The organism is Pseudoalteromonas sp. XMcav11-Q (assembly GCF_040104525.1).
Taxonomy (GTDB): domain Bacteria; phylum Pseudomonadota; class Gammaproteobacteria; order Enterobacterales; family Alteromonadaceae; genus Pseudoalteromonas.
This window is the reverse complement of the sequence record NZ_JBECOX010000001.1, coordinates 235,417-254,645: the sequence shown is the minus strand read 5'-3', so window position 1 is coordinate 254,645 and position 19,229 is coordinate 235,417. Positions and strand designations below refer to the sequence as shown.

The window sequence follows — 19,229 nt, the reverse complement described above, 5'->3', positions numbered from 1 at the left end:
TTGAATAATGATTCAAGAATCCATATCTTGAATGTATATTCAAATATGGAGAGACACGCATGCCACAGGTACTTTTTGAAAATGTTAAGCTAAATAACACGATATCACTCAATAATCGCATCTTGATGGCGCCATTGACGCGCTGTATGGCAGACGACGATTTAGTTCCTACCGATGACATGGTGAAGTACTATGCTAAGCGAGCCAAAGCAGGATTAATCATTAGTGAAGCGACGATTATTCGTCCTGATGGGCAAGGCTACCCGAATACCCCAGGTTTGTTTACACAAGCACAAATTGCAGGGTGGAAAAAAGTAACCGATGCTGTACACGCTGAGGGGGGGAAAATGTTTGCGCAATTGTGGCACGTTGGGCGTGTTGCGCACCCGTACTTTTTTGACGGAGAAGTTTTAGCACCGTCGGCTATTGGTATCGAAGGTTCAATTCCAAGAATGCGTGATTTAACCTACCAAACGCCAAAAGCGGCGACGAAGGAAGATATTACAAAACTCATTGCCGACTATGCCCAAGCGGCAGCAAACGCGATAAAAGCAGGTTTTGATGGGGTTGAAATTCATGGTGCCAATGGTTATTTAATTGACCAGTTTTTACATTACGCTGCGAATCAGCGTACCGATGAGTATGGTCAAACACCAGAAAATATGAGCCGATTTGCTTTGGAGGTGACAGATGCTATCGCTGAGCGTATTGGTGCCGACAGAGTGGGTCTGAGAGTGTCACCGGGTGCTTACTTCAATATGGATGGCGACCAAAGAGACAGAGCGGTATTTGACTACCTACTTAAAGCGTTAAACAGTCGCAACTTAGCCTATCTGCATCTGGGCATTTTCGACGATGCAATGGAGTTTGATTATTTGGGCGGCAGTGCTTCAGCTTACTTACGCAGCATTTATAAAGGGACGTTAGTAGGTGTGGGGAGTTATACGGCTGAATCAGGTGCTGAGGCTATCCAAAACCAACAATTTGACTTATTAGCCATTGGTAGGCCGTTTATTGCTAATCCTGATTATGTGGAGAAGGTGCAAGCTGGTCAAGCCGTGAAAGAGTATGATGAGTCTATGCTTGCAACATTAGAATAAAACCAATCCATAAGTATGAATTTATAGCAATGCCAAACACTTAAGTTTGGCATTTTTTTGTACATTGCATAAGCTAAAGCAGGCGTCAGTGGTAAAGCGAAAACTTTTGATGCAAAAGTTGTCATCTTTATCAATTAAGCTTGAGAGCAGTTAAGTGTTTAACCCTCAAGTATTTGCTAATTAATAATCAACTGGATTGTAGCTTATTTTTTAACATTGATAGGAATAAAGGAGTACTTTGGAGTTTATTTGTTCGCTAAGTGTGTAATAATATGCCAGCAATGCAGTTGTGAGTGCGTCGGACATGCAAGAAGATTTACTAAATTCCGTTATCAAAATAACAAAAACGAGAGACGTTGATTCTCTTGAATATAGCTTAGTATCTACTATTCAAGAGTTCATAGGCTGTAAAGAGGTCGCTGTCTATAAGGACTTGCTCGTTCCTGGAGAGATCGCGATAGAGAGAAGCCTGCTCTTAAGAAAACTCTCCGATAAGGAATTTGATTGGGAAGAGCGAAGCCTAGTTAAAGAGCCAGATAAGGAATTAATTTCTTGCTTGCAGTCGGCCTGTATAATTACGGTACAAGCGAAAGATGGCACTGAGCATCGTTGGGTGCCAATCAGCCTTCAGGAAAAGCCGGTTGGTGCAATAGCAGTTATCAGTACGGGCTTGTCGAGTGCAGATCAAGTATTACTTAATGCATTTTGCCGCATTTTTGAAAATTATCTCACCATTCTTCACGAAAACGAGCGTGATAAACTCACCGGACTACTGAACCGTCAAACCTTTGAAAAACGTTTAAAGCAACTGATTGAAAAGCAAGTTATCAAACAACACAAAACGGTATGGCATGGTGATGTGCGCTCGGTGCATAAAGGCGCAACCTCCTGGCTTGCTATCATGGATATCGATCACTTCAAAAAAGTCAACGATAACTACGGACATGTATGCGGAGATGAGGTTTTACTGTTATTAGCGCAGCGTATGCGTCAGTTTTTTCGATCCACAGACTTATTGTTTCGCTTCGGTGGCGAAGAATTTGTACTGGTCTTTGAGCCAACCGATTACGATTCGATAAAAGCTAAGATGGACGAGTTTATGGAGTTGGTACGAAATACTCACTTTCCATTCGTAAAAAAGCTCACCGTCAGTGTTGGAATGTCTCGCATTAGTCCATATGATTTCCCTATCACTGTGCTTGAAAATGCCGACAAAGCACTTTATTACGCAAAAGATAACGGTCGCGATATGCTTTGTTTTTACGAAGCGTTGCTGTCTGAGCATAAAATTGAAGCGCCGGAAGAGAGCTCTGATATAGATTTGTTCTAATACCAATTTGGTTTAATAAGGTGCTCAATTTGAGGGATTAAATCTGACGCTAGCTGTGTTAAAAATTTCTCATTTAGAACAAGTGAATGCAATGAGCGCTAAAACTTTCTGCTAGAAAGGCATTAATTATACGAAACTCAGGTTAAATAGGTATAAAAGTGTTTCTGAGAAGCGGCGGTTGTTGATTTTCTACTCAAGTGCACTCGCAATAACTTCAATAACTACCGCTTATAGGAAGATTCCGATACACTTAATACAGCGTTAAACTGCATGGCAGACAACATGTTACACATCATCCAATCGAATCGAATGGAAATCTTGCAGGCACAACTCTGCACACTCATAAAATCGGCACCGCTCGCAAATCCTTTTGCAAAAGAAGTGGTGTTAGTACAATCTCCTGGTATGTCTGAATGGCTCAAACTAGGCATGAGTCAACACTTAGGGATAAGTGCACAAGTCGACTTTCCATTACCATCTAGCTTCATTTGGAAGCTATATCAAAATTTCATTGATGATGTTCCCAAGGAATCCGCTTTTAATAAAGGCAATATGACTTGGAAACTATTTACGCTATTACCCGGCTGCATTGATAAGCCTCAATATATTGCGCTTAAGCACTATTTAGGTGACGACCCTTCAGGAATTAAACTCTTTGCGTTGTGTGAAAAAATTGCCGACGTTTTTGACCAATATTTAATGTATCGCCCCCAGTGGATTGAATTTTGGGATCAGGGCCAAGATGCGCTTATAGATGTGGATGTTGAAGCCATCGCCCCTTGGCAGCCTGATCTCTGGCGTCGTTTAGTCCACCATGTTGAAGCACTTGAACAAAGCCCGTATCACCGTGCCAACATGCACGATCAGTTACTGCAAGGGCTGGCCAATGCACCAGAAGGCAAACTTCCCGAGCGGATCTGTATATTTGGACTGTCGGCAATATCAACCAGCCAACTTGATATTTTTCAATCGCTTGGCCAAAAAACGAATGTATTTTTATTCTTTTTTAACCCTAGTGAACACTACTGGGGAGATTTAGTCGATGAGAAGACTCAAGCTAAAGTCGCCGCAAAATACGCCAAAATGCCAGAGCTCGAAGCGAAAGACGGCGAGTATTATTACGTTGGCAATCCACTACTCTCTTCATGGGGAAAGCTCGGGCGTGACTATTTTGAGCAATTATTGCAGCTTGATGCCAGTTGGATTGATGGATTTGATGACGCGTTTGATGACAGTCTGCTTGGTCAGGTTCAGCAAGAGATCTACCAGTTGGCATTTAAAGGAGAGTCGTTAACTGCTGATCCAAATTGGTTTGTTTCGCAGCAGGGCAAGTTACCCATTATGGCCGATGATACCAGTATCGTTTTTCAGGATTGCCATACGCCACTGCGTGAGGTCGAGCGGCTCCATGATTACTTACTCAATCAGTTTGAACAAAACCCTAGTCTGACGCCTAAAGACATTATCGTCATGATGCCTGATGTGGGCACCTATTCGCCATTTATTAAAGCTGTGTTTGACAGTAGTGAGGACAATCTGCGGATCCCCTATGCGATTTCTGATCTTGCAATTGAGCAAGAGCGGCCTATTTTAACGTCTTTTGTGACGTTGACAGACTTACCCAATAACCGTTTTTGCGTGTCGGATATTCTCGATTTGCTGGGCGTTGCGCCGATCGCCGAACAGTTTAACCTTGAAAGCCATGAGTTTGACTTAATTCGCTATTGGCTTGATCAGGTCAGTGTTAAATGGGGCCTAAACGACAGCCATAAAAGCGAATATGGCTTGCCAAAAATACCACTAAATACGTGGCAGCATGGACTCAACCGTTTGCTCTTAGGGGTTGCAACAAACGATGAACAGACACCGTTCGCTTCCATTTATCCTGCTGATGAAGTCGAAGGTATGTCGGTGGCGGTACTTAACAAGCTTATCGGCTTTGTTGATGCGCTTATCTGGTTAAAACTACAACTCAGCAGCGAAAAGACCTTAACGAGTTTCGCAGCAATTCTACGTGAAGCCATGGCGCTATTTTACTCGTCAGAATCTGAACAGAGTTGGGATTTACTTAAGCTTGAGCAGATTATAGAGAATATCGAAAAACACCAGGAAAATGGCGATATTCAAGCGCCAGTCTCAGCAAAAATATTAGCGTATTTGGTTAAGCAAGGCGTCAGAGAAAAAGGGGTTGGGCAGCGCTTTTTAGCCGGAGCGGTAAACTTTTGTACGCTGATGCCGATGCGTGCTATTCCATTTAAAGTGGTGTGTATGCTTGGTCTAAATGACGCGGACTATCCTCGTACCGTGCAGCCTATTGGTTTTGATTTAGTCGCCCACTCCACGAGACGTAAAGGCGATCGCTCACGAAAACTAGACGACAGATACTTGTTCTTAGAAGCCTTACTCAGTGCTCGAGAAAACTTGTATATCAGTTATATTGGCCGCTCTTGTTTTAACAACGAAGCCCAAGTGCCATCCGTTTTAGTCAGCGAATTGACAGAATATTTAGATCGCAGCTTTTACTTCGAAGACATGCCAAAGCAGTCGTTAGTCACTCGATTAACTTCACAGCTGCCATTACAACCTTTTAATCCCGAACATTTTAAAGCGGGCTCACTACAGAGCTACAATCGTACTTGGCTTTGGCAGCATAGGGCGGCGCATGCTGATGAGGTAAAACCGTTAGTACCAGTTTTAGACGCAGAAATTGAGTTTAGCGATTTGCTGCGCGGCGTTTGCGAGCCGCAAAAGTTATTTTATCAGCAAGCGCTGGGCATTAAACTCAAACCAATAGAAGCGTTAACACTTGATGAAGAGCCTTTCGCCTTAGATGCATTGGAGCGCTATCAATATTTAGATGAAGTGCTGGATGCTCAGCTACAACAACGGTCCTTAAATCTTGAACAGATTTTACAACGAGGCTCGCTGCCACAAGCGAACATCGGCAAACTACAGCTAGAGGGGCTGCTGACCCGCGTTGAACCTATGGTTAAGGTACTAACGCCTTTGCTTAATGAAGCAAAGGCGCCTCTAGAGCTAAAACTTGGTATTGCAGAGCATTTGCTGGTTGGTTGGCTTGATTGTGTGTATGAAAACAGGCAAGTGTACTATCGCAGCGCCAGTATTAAAGCGAAAGATTTAATTAAAGGGTTTTTACATCACTGCGCGGCTTGCGTAATGGGGCATGAAGTCACTACTTATATTGTTGGGCTAGATCAAAGCGTGCACTTTACCGCTATTTCACAGCCACACGCTCAGCAATATTTGGAGCAGTGGCTGGCTTTTTATAAACAAGCGCTGAGCGAACCTGTGGCATTTTTCCCAAGTTCTAGCATGGAATATGCCAAGACACAGGATATTAAAAAGGCCGCATATAAATTTAAGCCGCAATATGTTGGTCGAGGAGAGGGAGAAGATCCCTATGTTCAACTATGCTTTAGCGATTTGTCAGCTCATGAAGCGCGTTTTTGCGCACTTAGCCTTACTTTGTTAACACCTATTCTTAATGCCGCTGAGGAGGTACGTCATGGAGATGCTTAACCCCATTACTATGCCTTTAAGTGGCCAAAACCTAATTGAAGCCAGTGCAGGCACGGGGAAAACTTACACCATCACCGGTTTATATCTGCGTTATTTACTAGGCTTGCGCACTTCTGATCAACAACATGAGCCGTTAAGCGTTGAACAAATCTTAGTGGTAACTTTCACAGAAGCGGCAACACAAGAGATCAAAGACCGAGTGAGAAAACGCATTATTCAAGCTCGAGACGTGCTACTAGGTGAAGTCTGTAAAGATGAACTGATCAATGCCATTTTGGCGCAAATTGAAGATAAAAAGCGCGCCTTTGATCTCCTTGATGCTGCCGCTAAGTCAATGGATGAGGCCGCGATATTCACCATTCATGGCTTTTGCCAAAGAATGCTGAAGCAACACGCTTTTGAGTCTAAGGTGGCATTTAACCTCGAATTTATTCTCGATGAGAGCGAGCTGATTGATGCCGCGATGGCAGATCATTGGCGACGTTTTGTCTACCCGCTAGACACAGAAAAAACACAGGCTGTGATAGAGCAATTTGCTACGCCTTATGCACTGGCGAAGCAAGTTAGACCGTTATTAGCAAGAGAAAATGCCGAAATTAAACCCTCTGTTTCCTTAGATGCAGTGTTTGCCGCACGTGAAAAATACCAAACATTAGCACTGTGGCTAAAGGCCGAAATAGTCAAAACTGACTACATCAATGTGTTGAAAAAATCGGGGCTGGCAGGCAATCGTGCACCAGGGCGAAAGGATAACCTTCAAGCTCTTGAGAATTATGTCAACAGTGAGCAGTGGTGGTTTGAGTTTGGTAGCAGCAATCACTCGTTTGGACTTTGGGGCAGTGAAAGCCTTGCTGATGTTGCTCAATATAAAAAGAATACAACGCCGCTGGAGCACGAACTTATTCGTCACTTTGATACCTTGGCAGAGCTCCACCAATTGGTCGGGAATGGGCTTAAAATCGCGTTAGTGCAACAAGCGGTGACTGAGGTGAGGGCTTTGCTTCACGCCCACAAAGAAGAATATGGCTTGATCTCTCCCGACGATTTACTTAAGCAGCTGCATCAAGCGCTGATGGGCGACAGTGGTGAGTGCTTAGCCGAAAAAATTGCATTGCAATATCCGGTTGCTATGATAGATGAGTTTCAGGATACCGATCCCATCCAATATGGGATTTTCAGCCGAGTTTATGCAAAGAAAAATACGGCATTAACCTTGATAGGCGACCCAAAACAAGCCATTTACGGCTTTCGTGGAGCGGATATTTTTACTTATATCGGTGCAAAGCAAGGAGTTGCGCAAAACAGGCAGTATACGCTTGCAACCAATTATCGCTCCGATAGTGACGTGGTTGCCGCAGTGAATACGATATTTACTCGCCATCCCAATAGTTTTATCTACAACAAAGATATCCCTTTCATTGAGGTGAGCGCACAAGGTAAAGCCGAGGATGCGCAATTTACTATCGCGTCTAAAAAGCCGTCAGCTCTGCGCTTTAGTGTATTACCAAGTGAGGATGAAGCGCTTAACAAAAGCGCCGCGCAAGCGCGGCTAAGCCAAGCATTCGCTGGTCGAGTTGCAGCGCTTATCGAGCAAGGGCGGTCGGGGGTTGCGAAGATTGGCGAAAACCCAGTTGTGCCAGCGGATATCTGTGTGTTAGTTCGCGACCGCATAGAAGCGAGCTTGATAAAACGAGCCTTAAATCAACTCGATATTGCCAGTGTGTACCTTGCCAGAGATAGTGTATTTAGGCAGCCGCTAGCAATCGCGTTGTATCAACTGCTTGATGTACTGCACGGGAGTTACGACGAAGCGGCGCTCAGAGGCGTGCTTGCGGGACCATTATTTTATTTAAACAACCAAGCACTGTACGACTTGCAGTTTAATGAACAGCAGTGGCAAGGTTATTTGCAGCTATTTAGTGAGTTAACACAGCTGTGGTATCGCTCTGGTGCAATGGCGATGCTGGAACACTTATTGATAACTTGTGAGCTGCCAGTGATTTGGCAGCAGCAGGGAATGGAAGTGGAGCGTTGGCTTACTGACTTCCGTCATTTGGCTGAGCTTTTACAGCATAAGCAATTAGAGCTTGATGGCACGGGTCGTGTGTTACGTTGGTTTTTATCGCAGCTAAATAATGCTCAGAGTGGCAGCAGCCAAATTCGCTTAGAGAGCGATGCCAATTTGGTGAAAATTGTGACCATGCACGCATCAAAAGGTTTGGAGTATCCGATTGTCTTTATGCCATTTGCACTTGGGTTTCGTGAGCCTGATACGTTAGTTTATCACCAAGGGGATAAGTTAGTTGTCGACCTTGAAGCCAGTGATGACGCGAAAGAAAAAGCAGAGCAAGAACGACTGGCTGAGGATATTCGCTTACTTTACGTTGCGCTGACGCGTGCGGTGCATTATTGCGAGCTTGGGCTTTACGACATTCAACAAGGGCGCAGTAAAAAGTCTGCGCTGCACAAAACGGCTTTAGGATTTGCCTTGTTTGGCACGAAAACTTTCGACAGTGCCGAGGCTTGGCAAAGTGCCCTAAGCGAGTTATGTAAAGCACATGCGGCAATGGAGTGCGTAAGATTAGATGAAATCACCGCACCACAGCAAGCGATAAACATATCGCTTGAAGACAAGCCTCTAGCTTTGTCAGCGAAAACCTTCAGCGGTCAGATTGAACGCCACTGGCGTACTACAAGCTTTAGCCAGCTAAGCTATCACACGCATCATGGTGATAAACCTGCCGGGGCCGTGGACGAAAACCATTTACTGGACTTACCTGAGCAGCACCAAGAGCGAGAAAAAACCTCTTATACTTTTCCTAAGGGGGCCAAGCCGGGCAGCTGTTTGCACGAAATCTTTGAGCTAATAGATTTTACCGCACCGAATTCCCCCAAAAACGAAGATAAGTATACGTTGACCGAAGCGGTCACTAAATCTTTGGATAAGTTTGGTATTGCGACCGAATGGCAAGAGACCGCTGAGCGCTGGATAACAAGCTGTTTGGCAGCACCACTTGCGCCACATCCTCATTTACAACTTGGTGTGCTGCCACCGGACGACTGTATTGTTGAAATGGAGTTTTATTTGCCACTGAAACCACTCAGTGCGGTGAAGCTGAACAAGATCCTCAGTGATATCACTGGACAAAAGTCGTTTTTAAACTTTGATGATGTGACAGGCATGTTGAAAGGGTTTATTGATTTAATCTTCAAGTGGCAAGGACAGTTTTTTGTTCTCGATTACAAGTCCAACTACCTTGGCGATAGCCCAGAAGATTATCACTACGATAACCTCAATGCCGCGATGTCGTCTCATCAGTATCATTTACAGTATATGATTTATACCGTGGCACTTCACCGCTTGTTAAAGCAGCGCCTCGTGGACTATAACCCTGAGCAGCATTTAGGTGGAAACTACTATTTGTTCTTACGTGCATTACCGGACAATCAGGGGATTTTCTTCAATCAGTTAAGCGTAGAGCAGGTGTTAGAATTAGATGCATTATTTGAGGAGTCTGTATGAGCCAGTTAAGTATGGACTTTGAGGCATTCGATCATCATAGCTTTATAGCGTTATTGCTTGAACACAAACGAGTTGGTAAAGCCGATATCGCGTTAGCCAAGTTGTTGAATCAGCAAGGCTACGACGATTACTTCTATGTATTTTTACTATTATTAATCGCTCATGGACGTCAGCATAGTTGTTTAGAGTTAGACAGTATTAATTATCAGGATCCGTTTGAGCTCAGCTACGCGGTTGCGGATGGGTCTGTAGAGTTGTCGCCATTTTCAAGCACAGGTATAGCCTTTGCTGCGCTCGCACAGCATCCTGCGATCGGTGAAGATAAGCCGCTTCGGCTATACGGTAATAAGCTCTACTTGGCGAGATTAGCAAATTATGAAGCAAGGCTTGCTGGACACTTTGAAATGTTGGCAAAAGCCGATGTTACGCTGGACGAAGCAAAACTGAGTGCACTGTTGGCGTCGTTTTTTCCAGCCAGTGAAGAAGACATTGATTGGCAAAAAGTGGCTTGTACGCTTGCTATTATTAAGCGATTTTGTGTCATCACGGGTGGTCCCGGTACAGGAAAAACCACGACGGTCACAAAACTGCTTGCTATTTTACAGTCGCTTTATAACAGTGCGCCGTTGACCATCAAGCTAGTAGCGCCGACCGGCAAAGCGGCTGCGAGGCTCAGTGAGTCAATTATTGGTGCGAAAGCGAGGTTAAACCTGCCGCCAGCGCTTGCTGATTTACTGCCGGAGCAGGCGCAAACTATTCATCGCTTGTTAGGCGTTATTCCTAATAGCGTGCACTATCGTCATAATCAAGATAACCCGCTGCATGTTGATGTGCTGATTGTTGACGAAGCATCCATGGTGGACTTATCGCTTATGGCTAAGCTGGTGGATGCACTACCAAAACATGCACGGCTTATTTTGCTCGGCGATAAAGATCAGCTCGCATCGGTAGATACCGGTAACGTACTCAGCGACTTATGTGAAAACTTAACGCTTGGGCAAGCACCACATTACAGTCAGGCACTGAAAGCAAAGCTAGCTGAGTTGAGTAAACAAAACTTGCCTGAATCGGGTGATACCAGCGCTGACTTTATGTTGGAAGATAATCTGGCGTTTTTACAAAAAAGTCACCGTTTTGACAGTCGAAGTGGGATAGGTCAGTTAGCATTTGCCGTAAATAGTAACAATAAGCGGCAATTAGACAGCGTGCTGAGGCAAGGTTTTAGCGATATACAGCATCATGAATTAAATAGTGAAACCTACAATGCCTTAATTGCCAGAGCGGCGGAGCAATACCAGCGATACCTGCTTGCCATTCATCATGGTGAGAGTGAAGCCATCATTCATAGCGAGTTTGCCAGTTATCAATTGCTTGCAGCCGTGAGAGAGGGGCCTTACGGTGTGAACGAATTAAATCGCAGAATAGAGCTCAAGCTTAGTCAAATGGGATTAGTGCAACCGACAGGACGGTTTTACGTTGGTATGCCCATTATGATCACCCAAAATGATTACCAGCTGAAACTGTTTAACGGCGATATCGGGATCATTTTACGCGACGAACAGGGTGAGCTACAGGCATCATTTATTGATGAACAGGGCTGCGTTAGGCGCTTTTATCCTGCAAGATTGCCGAGCTTTGATAGAGTATACGTGATGACTATCCACAAATCGCAAGGCTCTGAGTTTGCTTACACGGCAATGATACTACCACCCATTCAACGCGCACAGCAGGGGATAAATCGCCAGCTTATTTATACTGGGATCACCCGAGCTAAACAGCAGTTTGAATTGGTGGCGCAATATAAAGTATTAGTACAGGGTATGAATCGAAGTGTAAGTCGCAGTAGTGGTTTACGAAGCCGGCTATCAAAATGATGAATTTTTTGTTAAAAACTTGTTTTATTTTGTGGTTTGGCTAAGGTTAAAGTGAGCTTGAAAGCTAGCTCGCCCAGTGAGTAGACTTGCCGTCAGTTAACGTGTTAACTGACGGCGTTTTTTATTCCGTTGGTATTAGAACTTTAGTTTATCAATAAGTGTGTTAGGGTCGATTTCAAGTTCATCCATTAACGACCAACGAGTTTGCTTTTGTACACTACCTTTTCCTAAGATCCAGTAATCATAAGTTTTTTCAATACGGCCATTGGTATGCTGTATAGTCAACCACGCATTTACATAACTCAGTAAATCTTGATTACGCTTGGCGACGGCAAATCCAACGGGGTATTTCAAACTCGCCCCTTCCGGTACCACAACACCAAATTCAGGGTAGAACATGCTCCATGCAAAGCCCGCCTCTGCGCTGATCACTAAGGCGTCATATCTTTCTGGGTGCTTAAAATAGCTTTGCAAATTGTTAATACCGGATACTTTTACCTTAGGGTTTTGCTGCGCCAATTGTTTGAGTAACGGAGCATACTCAACGTGAGCTAAATTCAGCTTATCAAGCGTAAGTAGGGCTGACTTGTCAGCAAACTTCTTCAAATCATGATCTTTGGCCAAGAGCGCTAGTTGCAGTTCCAATACCTTGTCACTAAAGCGCACACTTTGTAAGTCGGCAATATTAATTTCAAGGCCGGACATTGCAATGTCGAAATATCCCTTGTTGAGATACTCTGCCAGTTGTGGCTTTTTAAAAGGAATAAACTCGATTTTAACCCCAAGGTCAGATGCGAGCCTATGTGCTAGGCTGACATCAAAACCCACTAACTGGTCTTTTTGATTAAAGTAACTAAATGGCACATTATCGATAAGATATCCGACACGCAGCAGGTTACGTTTTTTAATCACATCGATATTCGTCAAAGACAACTCACCACTTTGGTATGCTTTAGGGACATAGCTAAGCACATGAGCAGGGACGGTATCTGAGATCACCATATTAGCAATGGCCTCATCGGCCGATTTAGTTTGTTTACCGAGGTAATTATTTGCCGTAAAACTCAACAACATAAATGCTGGGAGTAGTGCAGAAAGTAGCGTTAAATAATAAACCGAGCGCACGCGTTTTAGGTGTAATTGTCTACGGTTGATAAAAATACATAAAAATACAAATGCGAAGATATACACCACCGTGGTCGGTGAAACCACCTTTGCGGTGAGTACTGACATTGATAGATATAACTGATAAGTATCAGCCGGGACACGCAAGGTATCGAGCAAATAGGGAATAGCGATATGTACGTTAGCAAAGTAACTTAGCATCGCCGACAAAGACACATTAGGAATTTGTTCGATGCCGATTTGGTTGCCGGTAAGCCATGCTGCAAAAGAGACAAAAATGAGGGTCGTAAGCTTTCCTAAACTCGGGAAGGTATAAGCGATAGGCACTAACACCTCAGCGATGTGATCAGAGCTTTCGTCGCTTTGCTTAATTTTGCGTAAATGATCTTTGATCCCCTCGGTGATCACTGGCAATACAATAAAAACGTTTCCGGTACTAAATGCGGTGATCCATGCATTGCGCATAACCATGATGAGGTCGCGGTATTTAACAGGGGTGAGTGCGGCAACAAGCATAGGGAGTAGTACTAACATCAAATACACGCCGACACATAAAACGACAACCCAGTATACTTGCAATTCAGACAATTCTTCTGCGCTCATGGTGCCAGCGGTGCTTGCAGTCATCGCAAAAATGCCGATAGGGAAGATGGCAATGATCTTCTTGGAAATCACCGACAGACCTTGACCGACGACTTCTAACACATCCAGTAAACGGTTTTTCTTTTGATTGGAAATAAGTGCCATACCTAGCGCAATACAAAATATGACTAAGGCAGGTACATTACCTTCCGCCATAGAAGCAAATGGATTAGCGGGAATATAATGTTTGACGAAGTCTACTTCGGGAGCAGCGGCGACCAGTGCCGGGGAGAAAAAGGTCCCGGCATCATGCGCTGGTAATGTCATAATAAAGCACCAGATCACAGCAAGACCTACCACCCAAATGGAGACCATGACTAGCGCCGCTTTTGCAAGAATACTTTTAACCTGTTCGGGATTAAATTTGCCTAAACCCACGATAAGGCTGACGACAATATAGGGGAGAATGGTGATTTGCATCAGGTTTACAAAACCTGTACCGATAGGTTTTAAAAATGATAACCGTTCACCGAAAACTAAACCAGCAAAAATGCCAAGTATGAGCGCCCAAAGCATCCAGTTAATGTTTTTTAGAAAATTAAGCAATTTAGTCATGTGCTCAGTCGAAAAAAGAGCGGTATTTTAATTAGCTTAGCTTAAAACTTACTGAATGTTTGAGCGATTTGATTACAAATTATCGAGTGTTTACTCAAAGTTCATAATCATCCCCATTTTTGGCACGATAACAGGCTTTTCCTGCTGGTTGTTGCACCCCGTGATAAAAGCTCATCCATAGTTTTTGTAGCTGGGTTTTAGTCTTTTTACCAACCACAGACGCCAGTGGCGTTTCGACGATAATATCTTCGATATGGGCGCTATCAAATTGGCCGAGCATTCCGGTGCGATTGAAGGTAATTTCAATATGTAAGCCATCGTCCTGTTTTAGCAAAACAGCCTCAGGCGTTTCTCGGTGACCGCAAAGCGCGACGAATTGGCTACAATTTTTTAAACCACAATGGGTGCCGTTGGCAAAAAACGCAAGCAGGTGATTGTAGTAAACCACATAGTCTGTCACCTCTATGTGTGAGCCAAACTCTAAAGGACATTGTTCATCAAGATACTGTTTTGCCAGCATTGACTGTTGCGCTTTTGTATCGTCAATTGATTGCTCTGTATGCGGTTGTAATTGCGCTGCCATGATCCACCTCACTTGTTCATGTTGTCATAAATTGGGAAATATATTCAGGTTGTTTCGTGTACATTTTGAGTGTAAGTTAAATATTCAAATAATTTCACAAAAAGAATTTCACAGTGTGAATTTCACAAAAATGGGGTGTGAAATCATGGCAAAAGTTGCAAGCTTAATTAGAAAGTCTCACTTTTTGGGTACTAAAATAAGAAATCTAAGAAAGCGTAACCATCTGACTTTAGAAGATTTATCGGCTCGATGTGTTAAGCAAGATCCAACCAGCGCGCCTTCCGTTTCCTACCTGTCAATGATTGAAAGAGGCCAGCGTACGCCAAGCGAAGCGATGCTCGAAAACTTCTCTAATGTATTTCAAAAACCGATTGAGTGGTTTTTAGACAGTCAACCTGAAGCACCGGAGATAGCGCCAGATAAAGGCAATTTCGGTGGGATAATGGGGATGGCTTTAGAGCCCAACTTTCTATTTGCCAAAGAGATATTACAAATTGCGATCCCAGAAATGCTATCCCAAGCGGGGATCAGTGGTAGGCAGTTTGCGCACCTTTTGATCCGTGCCCACCAAGAACACCATCAAAACCACTTTCCTGATTTAGAGCGAGCAGCCGATGAAGTGGGAGGTAAAAATCTCTATCTCAGCTGTGATGATCTCATGGCAATTTTGATAGCAAAAGGTCGAAAAGTGGAGTGGTTTGAGCAATCATCGCCTGACGGAGAGGGGATGATCACTTCTTATTTCAAAGAGCCAAACATGGTGTTTATAAATCGCGCATTGCACGCACATCCCGCGAGAATGAAATACGATTTAGCCGTTCATATTGGCCATGCCGTGCTTCACAATAGTGAGGGTTTAGAATGTGTACTCACTACTGGAGAAAGTCGTAAAAGTAACGATAACCCCGATCATGATACTCCAAATGCTCAGGATATTTTGAGCGCGTGGCAGGATTTTGAATCGAGCTTCTTTGCAGGGGCCTTATTGTGTCCCCGTACACCATTTCGGCAGTTACTCGAAAGCCGAGGTTACGATGTGCGCGTCCATGAGCAACTTGGTATTTCTGCTTCCGTCGCAATGCGCAGAATGACATCGGTTTCACCTTATCCACATTGGCATTATTTTGATGCTTATCAAGCCGGTAAACTCAAGGCGGTGTATCGGGGCAATGGCATTCCTTTACCTTGGGGCAATATGCGTAGCGTTGCCGATCCGTGTCAGCACTGGGCCGTATTTCGTAAATTTCATGATGATAGCAATAGTGCCAGTGCTCAGCTTTCGATCCTGAACGTCAATGGCAAACCGCGTCTGTATTGCTGTGAGTCAGTAAAAATTGTTGATGTTGCGAATCGTCCAAGGGTGCTGTGCGCGGGTCTTGATCTCAATCCTGCTATTAATGCACAAGGGATTGATGCTGACGCCTTGATTGGAGAGTTACAAAAAGCTTGTATTAGCCATGGTGGCGCGAGCGTGGTGCCCTATCATATGAAAACCCAATTACTCCGTGTCGCCAAGATTTTAAATATCCAGTGGATTGAAAGAGGACTTGAGGGCTCAGTTCGGGTGATTTGTACTCGAGGAAAAAGCTGCCCGAGAAAGCCAGGGTGTTACCTCAATGGCCATGGTTAATAAAGATAATGGTGATATCTAGTTATGCTATTTTTGCCTTGAGATAACATACATATTTAGTTTACACTTTTCATGTTCATAAGGTGGGTACTAAAATTATTTACTCTATGACAGGTTATTTTGATTAAGATATTTTTGCAGTTTCTGTGTGACATATGAATTATTTGAGGGGAAGCAGTGCTGTTATAGACAAGGTGTCATCTTCTCAACATAGACTGCTTAATTAATCAAATGGGTATTTAACAAAACTTATAAAGGGAGTATTTAATGTTTAACCGAAAAAACGCTTACTTATCAATTTCTTGCTTGTTATTTTCCATGTCAGCATCTGCTGAAATTATAACAGTACACTTTGATGCAAAAGTTAACTTTGTACAAACTCGTCAGGGAGCTGAAAGTCCGCTGATACAAGCTGGAGAAAAGTTAAACTTCACGATTGCATACGATACTGAAGCAGAATTAGTGAATAATTACTATGTCGATAGTAATCCTAACAGTTACTTTTCTGCCAGCTTTGAAAGTGGGCTAACAGCTTCAAATAAAAACCTTGGTGGCACAGTATATAATATAGAGTCAACCAAAATGGAGTTCCCTGAGTATAACGAATTTCACTACAATACGAATTTTTCTCCAAAAAATACAGTGACAAATAACGGTGAAAACATCAGTTTTTACCTGCAATTTAAGCAAATCACTGACGTACTTCGTGATGTAAACCTAATATCAGATTGGAATGTGGCACCAAATCATTTCGCTTGGACTGAAGCTTTAGTCCAGTACAATGGTGCTTTTATCTACGCAGATATTACTAACTTTACTGTTGGAAACACAAAGTCAGTTATAACCAGCGTTGTAGCGGGTAACCAGCAACTAGCAACAAAAGGTGGTACAGTAAACTACGCTTACTCTGTAGCTAACAAAGAAGAGACAGAAGTCACTGTTGAAGCATGGGAATATATCACCATGCCAGATGGTACAGCCTATAATTTAGGTGAGACATCAGAAATCAAGCTGGCGTCTAAAGAAGAGTATGTTCAAACCGGTCGTTACTTCACAATTCCTGCCTATTGGCCTGCCGGTCAGTATACGTACAATTTCCAATCTCTGCTCATCGGTGGCAATGGCGAGAAAGGGGAAATGTCGAAGAGCTCTTTTACATTTATTAAGAAATAATAATACATTGCCTTAATAGTCGCTCAATTGAGTGAACTAGAACACTTAATTAAAAAGGTAGACAGTAAGAGTACGTACTTTTGCACGCTTTTTATAATTTAACCTGAGCTGGGGCGCATTATTTATCCACAGCTTAGGTTAATTACGAAACTTAATATTAGATTTTGTTTCTGATCAGATCTCTCACAAGTAACCTCGCAGGGTGGATTGCCTGATGTACTCGTTCGCTTAAAGGTCTTGCTTCGCCAAGTAGAGTTGCAACTAAGTGCTCAGTAGCAAGTGGAGCGCTGCACAGTCCTCGTGCGCCAAAACCGGTCACAATATGAATTCCTTGATAGGGTAGTGCAGGCCTCCCAAAGCCGTAGTGTTTTCCCTTCCTTAAATTAGCAAACGCTGAGCAAAATTCATCGTTATGCTGGACTTGACCAAGCATAGGCAAATGATCGTTAAAACAGCAACGTACTGCGGCTTTTGCTGAGGTGATCTCGCCAAGACTCGCGGCTAACTCCGTGTCTTTGTAAAAGCGTTCAAGCTGGGCACGGTTAGCTGCATCATCTTCAGCTTTTATCTCTCGGCTTTTGCTGTTTTTTTCAAATGTCGCGCCCATACAATGTTGCCCATCCATTTCAGGAGTAAAGTACCCTTTATGGCAAAGTACGGTATTGAGTTTTTGTGATTCTTCTCCAGCATCAACATGAGAGACCTGACCGCGGACGCCGTGTAAAGGAACATGTTTGGTTTGCTCGAATCGGTCAGAGTGCTCACCGCCACAGACAAATACATCTGAAAACGGCCCAAAGGTATTATCTTCACTGTGTAACAGCCAGCCGCTCTCCGCTTTTTCAAGTTTTTGTATATCAGTATTAAAATAAGTCGAAATCGTTTTTAATGCGTGGGCTGCATCAAACACAGCGTGCGTTACCTCTGCTGGGTTTAGCCAACCGGCCTCTGGAATATAGAGTCCACCGTAGGGCAGCATGGTATTTGCGATAGCTGAAGCCTGCTTGGCGTCGACGGCATGAATTAAATCATGTGACCAAGTTGCCTTTTCGGCTAGGTTTTGATGTTGCGCTCGTTTGGCCTCACTAACGGATTGCAAGAGTACGCCACACCAATCATGTGCGAAGTGATATCCTGTATTTGCAATGTGCTGATAGAGGCGCTTTGCATATAAAAAGCTGTGGGCGTATAGCTCGCTCGATGGCGTGTGATCTGCTTGCAGGTTTGGATATAGCGCGCCTTGACGATTGTGAGAAGCGCCTTTGGCTAACGTGTCGTCTTGGCAAAAAAGTGTTGCACTAAGATCACGTTTACTAAGGTGATACAACAAACAACTTGAGGCAATACCACCGCCAATAATAGCGATACTCTCTAGCTTACGCGGTGTGGTGCTGTAATACGCTGGAGTATTGGAGTTTTTATTGGCACGGCTCAGCGTTCCAACCACCATTTCGCGTTTGCGGCCAAACCCTTTGACTTTTTTGCACGCAAAGCCGGCGTCTTGTAGTCCTCTGCGGACAAAACCCGCTGCGGTAAATGTTGCCAAAGTAGCGCTATCTCGGCTCATATTGGCCATGGCATCAAATAAGCTTTGTTGCCACATTTCTGGGTTTTTACTCGGAGCAAAGCCATCTAAAAACCACGCATCGACAAATCCGGCTTGTTCGAAACTTAGTTGTGGTAAATTATCGTGAATATCACCAAACCATAAATCTAAGGTCACTTGACCATTGTCAAACTCTAGGCGATGGCATCCTTCAAGGGCCATCGGGTATTGTTGGCAAAGTTTTTTGGCGAGCGGGGCAAGCGTAGGCCAAGCTTGTAGCGCTTTAACTAAATCATCAATATGGATTGGATATTTCTCAAATGAGACAAAGTGAAGTTGGTTAACGCATGCGTCTTTGCTACGCTGGTTGAAGTGATACCAAGCGTTGAGAAAGTTTAATCCAGTACCAAAACCAGTTTCTGCGATGACAAATCGGTCTTTGCCATGATTTTGTAACCGCTCGTCGATATGGTTCTGAGTATAAAAGACGTAATGTGACTCAGCTAATCCATCATCGTTGGAAAAATAGACATCGTCAAAACTATCGGCAACAGGGGTACCAGCATCGTTGAAGTGTATTTGAGCGTTTTTTATCATGAAAGACTCTA

10 protein-coding genes are annotated in these 19,229 nt (G+C 43.7%); 7 read left to right on the top strand and 3 right to left on the bottom strand.

Going from position 1 to position 19,229, the window contains the following annotated elements:
• Positions 1-59 precede the first annotated feature (59 nt).
• The 5 genes from ABMY45_RS01160 to recD all read left to right on the top strand — a co-directional run bounded on the left by ABMY45_RS01160 (position 60) and on the right by recD (position 11,367).
• On the top strand, positions 60-1,100 hold the full coding sequence (locus ABMY45_RS01160) for an alkene reductase (protein ID WP_174168664.1): 1,041 nt from the start codon (positions 60-62) through the stop codon (positions 1,098-1,100).
• A 304-nt stretch (positions 1,101-1,404) separates the two neighbouring features.
• The gene (locus tag ABMY45_RS01155; protein WP_010605111.1) at positions 1,405-2,430 is read left to right on the top strand and encodes a GGDEF domain-containing protein; all 1,026 of its coding nucleotides are present in this window, start codon (positions 1,405-1,407) and stop codon (positions 2,428-2,430) included.
• A 282-nt stretch (positions 2,431-2,712) separates the two neighbouring features.
• Positions 2,713-5,970, top strand: a complete 3,258-nt coding sequence (recC, locus tag ABMY45_RS01150; protein WP_248298610.1) for an exodeoxyribonuclease V subunit gamma — start codon at positions 2,713-2,715, stop codon at positions 5,968-5,970.
• Positions 5,957-9,493, top strand: coding sequence for an exodeoxyribonuclease V subunit beta (gene recB, locus ABMY45_RS01145; protein ID WP_349288297.1), 3,537 nt, complete (start codon positions 5,957-5,959; stop codon positions 9,491-9,493). Before recC ends, recB begins: the two co-directional genes overlap by 14 nt.
• The gene (recD, locus tag ABMY45_RS01140; protein WP_174168669.1) at positions 9,490-11,367 is read left to right on the top strand and encodes an exodeoxyribonuclease V subunit alpha; all 1,878 of its coding nucleotides are present in this window, start codon (positions 9,490-9,492) and stop codon (positions 11,365-11,367) included. The genes recB and recD overlap by 4 nt, the downstream gene beginning before the upstream one ends.
• A 135-nt stretch (positions 11,368-11,502) precedes the next feature.
• On the opposite strand, the gene ABMY45_RS01135 is transcribed toward recD, so the two are convergent.
• Together ABMY45_RS01135 and ABMY45_RS01130 are read right to left on the bottom strand one after the other, a co-directional pair.
• Entirely contained in the window at positions 11,503-13,689 is a 2,187-nt protein-coding gene (locus ABMY45_RS01135; protein ID WP_029215785.1) for a cation:dicarboxylase symporter family transporter, read from the bottom strand.
• Between the two features lie 94 nt (positions 13,690-13,783).
• On the bottom strand, positions 13,784-14,272 hold the full coding sequence (locus ABMY45_RS01130; protein WP_206470989.1) for a malate synthase: 489 nt from the start codon (positions 14,270-14,272) through the stop codon (positions 13,784-13,786).
• A gap of 145 nt (positions 14,273-14,417) precedes the next feature.
• On the opposite strand from ABMY45_RS01130, the gene ABMY45_RS01125 reads away from it, so the two are divergent.
• Positions 14,418-15,902 carry a DUF3612 domain-containing protein gene (locus ABMY45_RS01125; protein WP_206470988.1) on the top strand — a complete coding sequence of 495 codons (1,485 nt, stop codon included), beginning with the start codon at positions 14,418-14,420 and terminating at the stop codon, positions 15,900-15,902.
• Positions 15,903-16,169: 267 nt separating this feature from the next.
• Positions 16,170-17,075, top strand: a complete 906-nt coding sequence (locus tag ABMY45_RS01120) for a hypothetical protein (protein ID WP_206470987.1) — start codon at positions 16,170-16,172, stop codon at positions 17,073-17,075.
• Between the two features lie 157 nt (positions 17,076-17,232).
• On the opposite strand, the gene mnmC is transcribed toward ABMY45_RS01120, so the two are convergent.
• Complete coding sequence (gene mnmC, locus ABMY45_RS01115) at positions 17,233-19,218, bottom strand: bifunctional tRNA (5-methylaminomethyl-2-thiouridine)(34)-methyltransferase MnmD/FAD-dependent 5-carboxymethylaminomethyl-2-thiouridine(34) oxidoreductase MnmC (RefSeq protein WP_206470986.1); 1,986 nt, start codon at positions 19,216-19,218, stop codon at positions 17,233-17,235.
• Positions 19,219-19,229 lie beyond the last annotated feature (11 nt).

Excerpts from the sequence above, each read along its gene's own strand:
- ABMY45_RS01155 (WP_010605111.1), top strand. The coding sequence starts at position 1,405 with ATGCAAGAAGATTTACTAAATTCCGTTATCAAAATAACAAAAACGAGA.
- recB (WP_349288297.1), top strand. The coding sequence starts at position 5,957 with ATGGAGATGCTTAACCCCATTACTATGCCTTTAAGTGGCCAAAACCTA.
- ABMY45_RS01125 (WP_206470988.1), top strand. The coding sequence starts at position 14,418 with ATGGCAAAAGTTGCAAGCTTAATTAGAAAGTCTCACTTTTTGGGTACT.
- ABMY45_RS01160 (WP_174168664.1), top strand. The coding sequence starts at position 60 with ATGCCACAGGTACTTTTTGAAAATGTTAAGCTAAATAACACGATATCA.
- recD (WP_174168669.1), top strand. The coding sequence starts at position 9,490 with ATGAGCCAGTTAAGTATGGACTTTGAGGCATTCGATCATCATAGCTTT.
- mnmC (WP_206470986.1), bottom strand. The coding sequence starts at position 19,218 with ATGATAAAAAACGCTCAAATACACTTCAACGATGCTGGTACCCCTGTT.
- ABMY45_RS01120 (WP_206470987.1), top strand. The coding sequence starts at position 16,170 with ATGTTTAACCGAAAAAACGCTTACTTATCAATTTCTTGCTTGTTATTT.
- ABMY45_RS01135 (WP_029215785.1), bottom strand. The coding sequence starts at position 13,689 with ATGACTAAATTGCTTAATTTTCTAAAAAACATTAACTGGATGCTTTGG.
- recC (WP_248298610.1), top strand. The coding sequence starts at position 2,713 with ATGTTACACATCATCCAATCGAATCGAATGGAAATCTTGCAGGCACAA.
- ABMY45_RS01130 (WP_206470989.1), bottom strand. The coding sequence starts at position 14,272 with ATGGCAGCGCAATTACAACCGCATACAGAGCAATCAATTGACGATACA.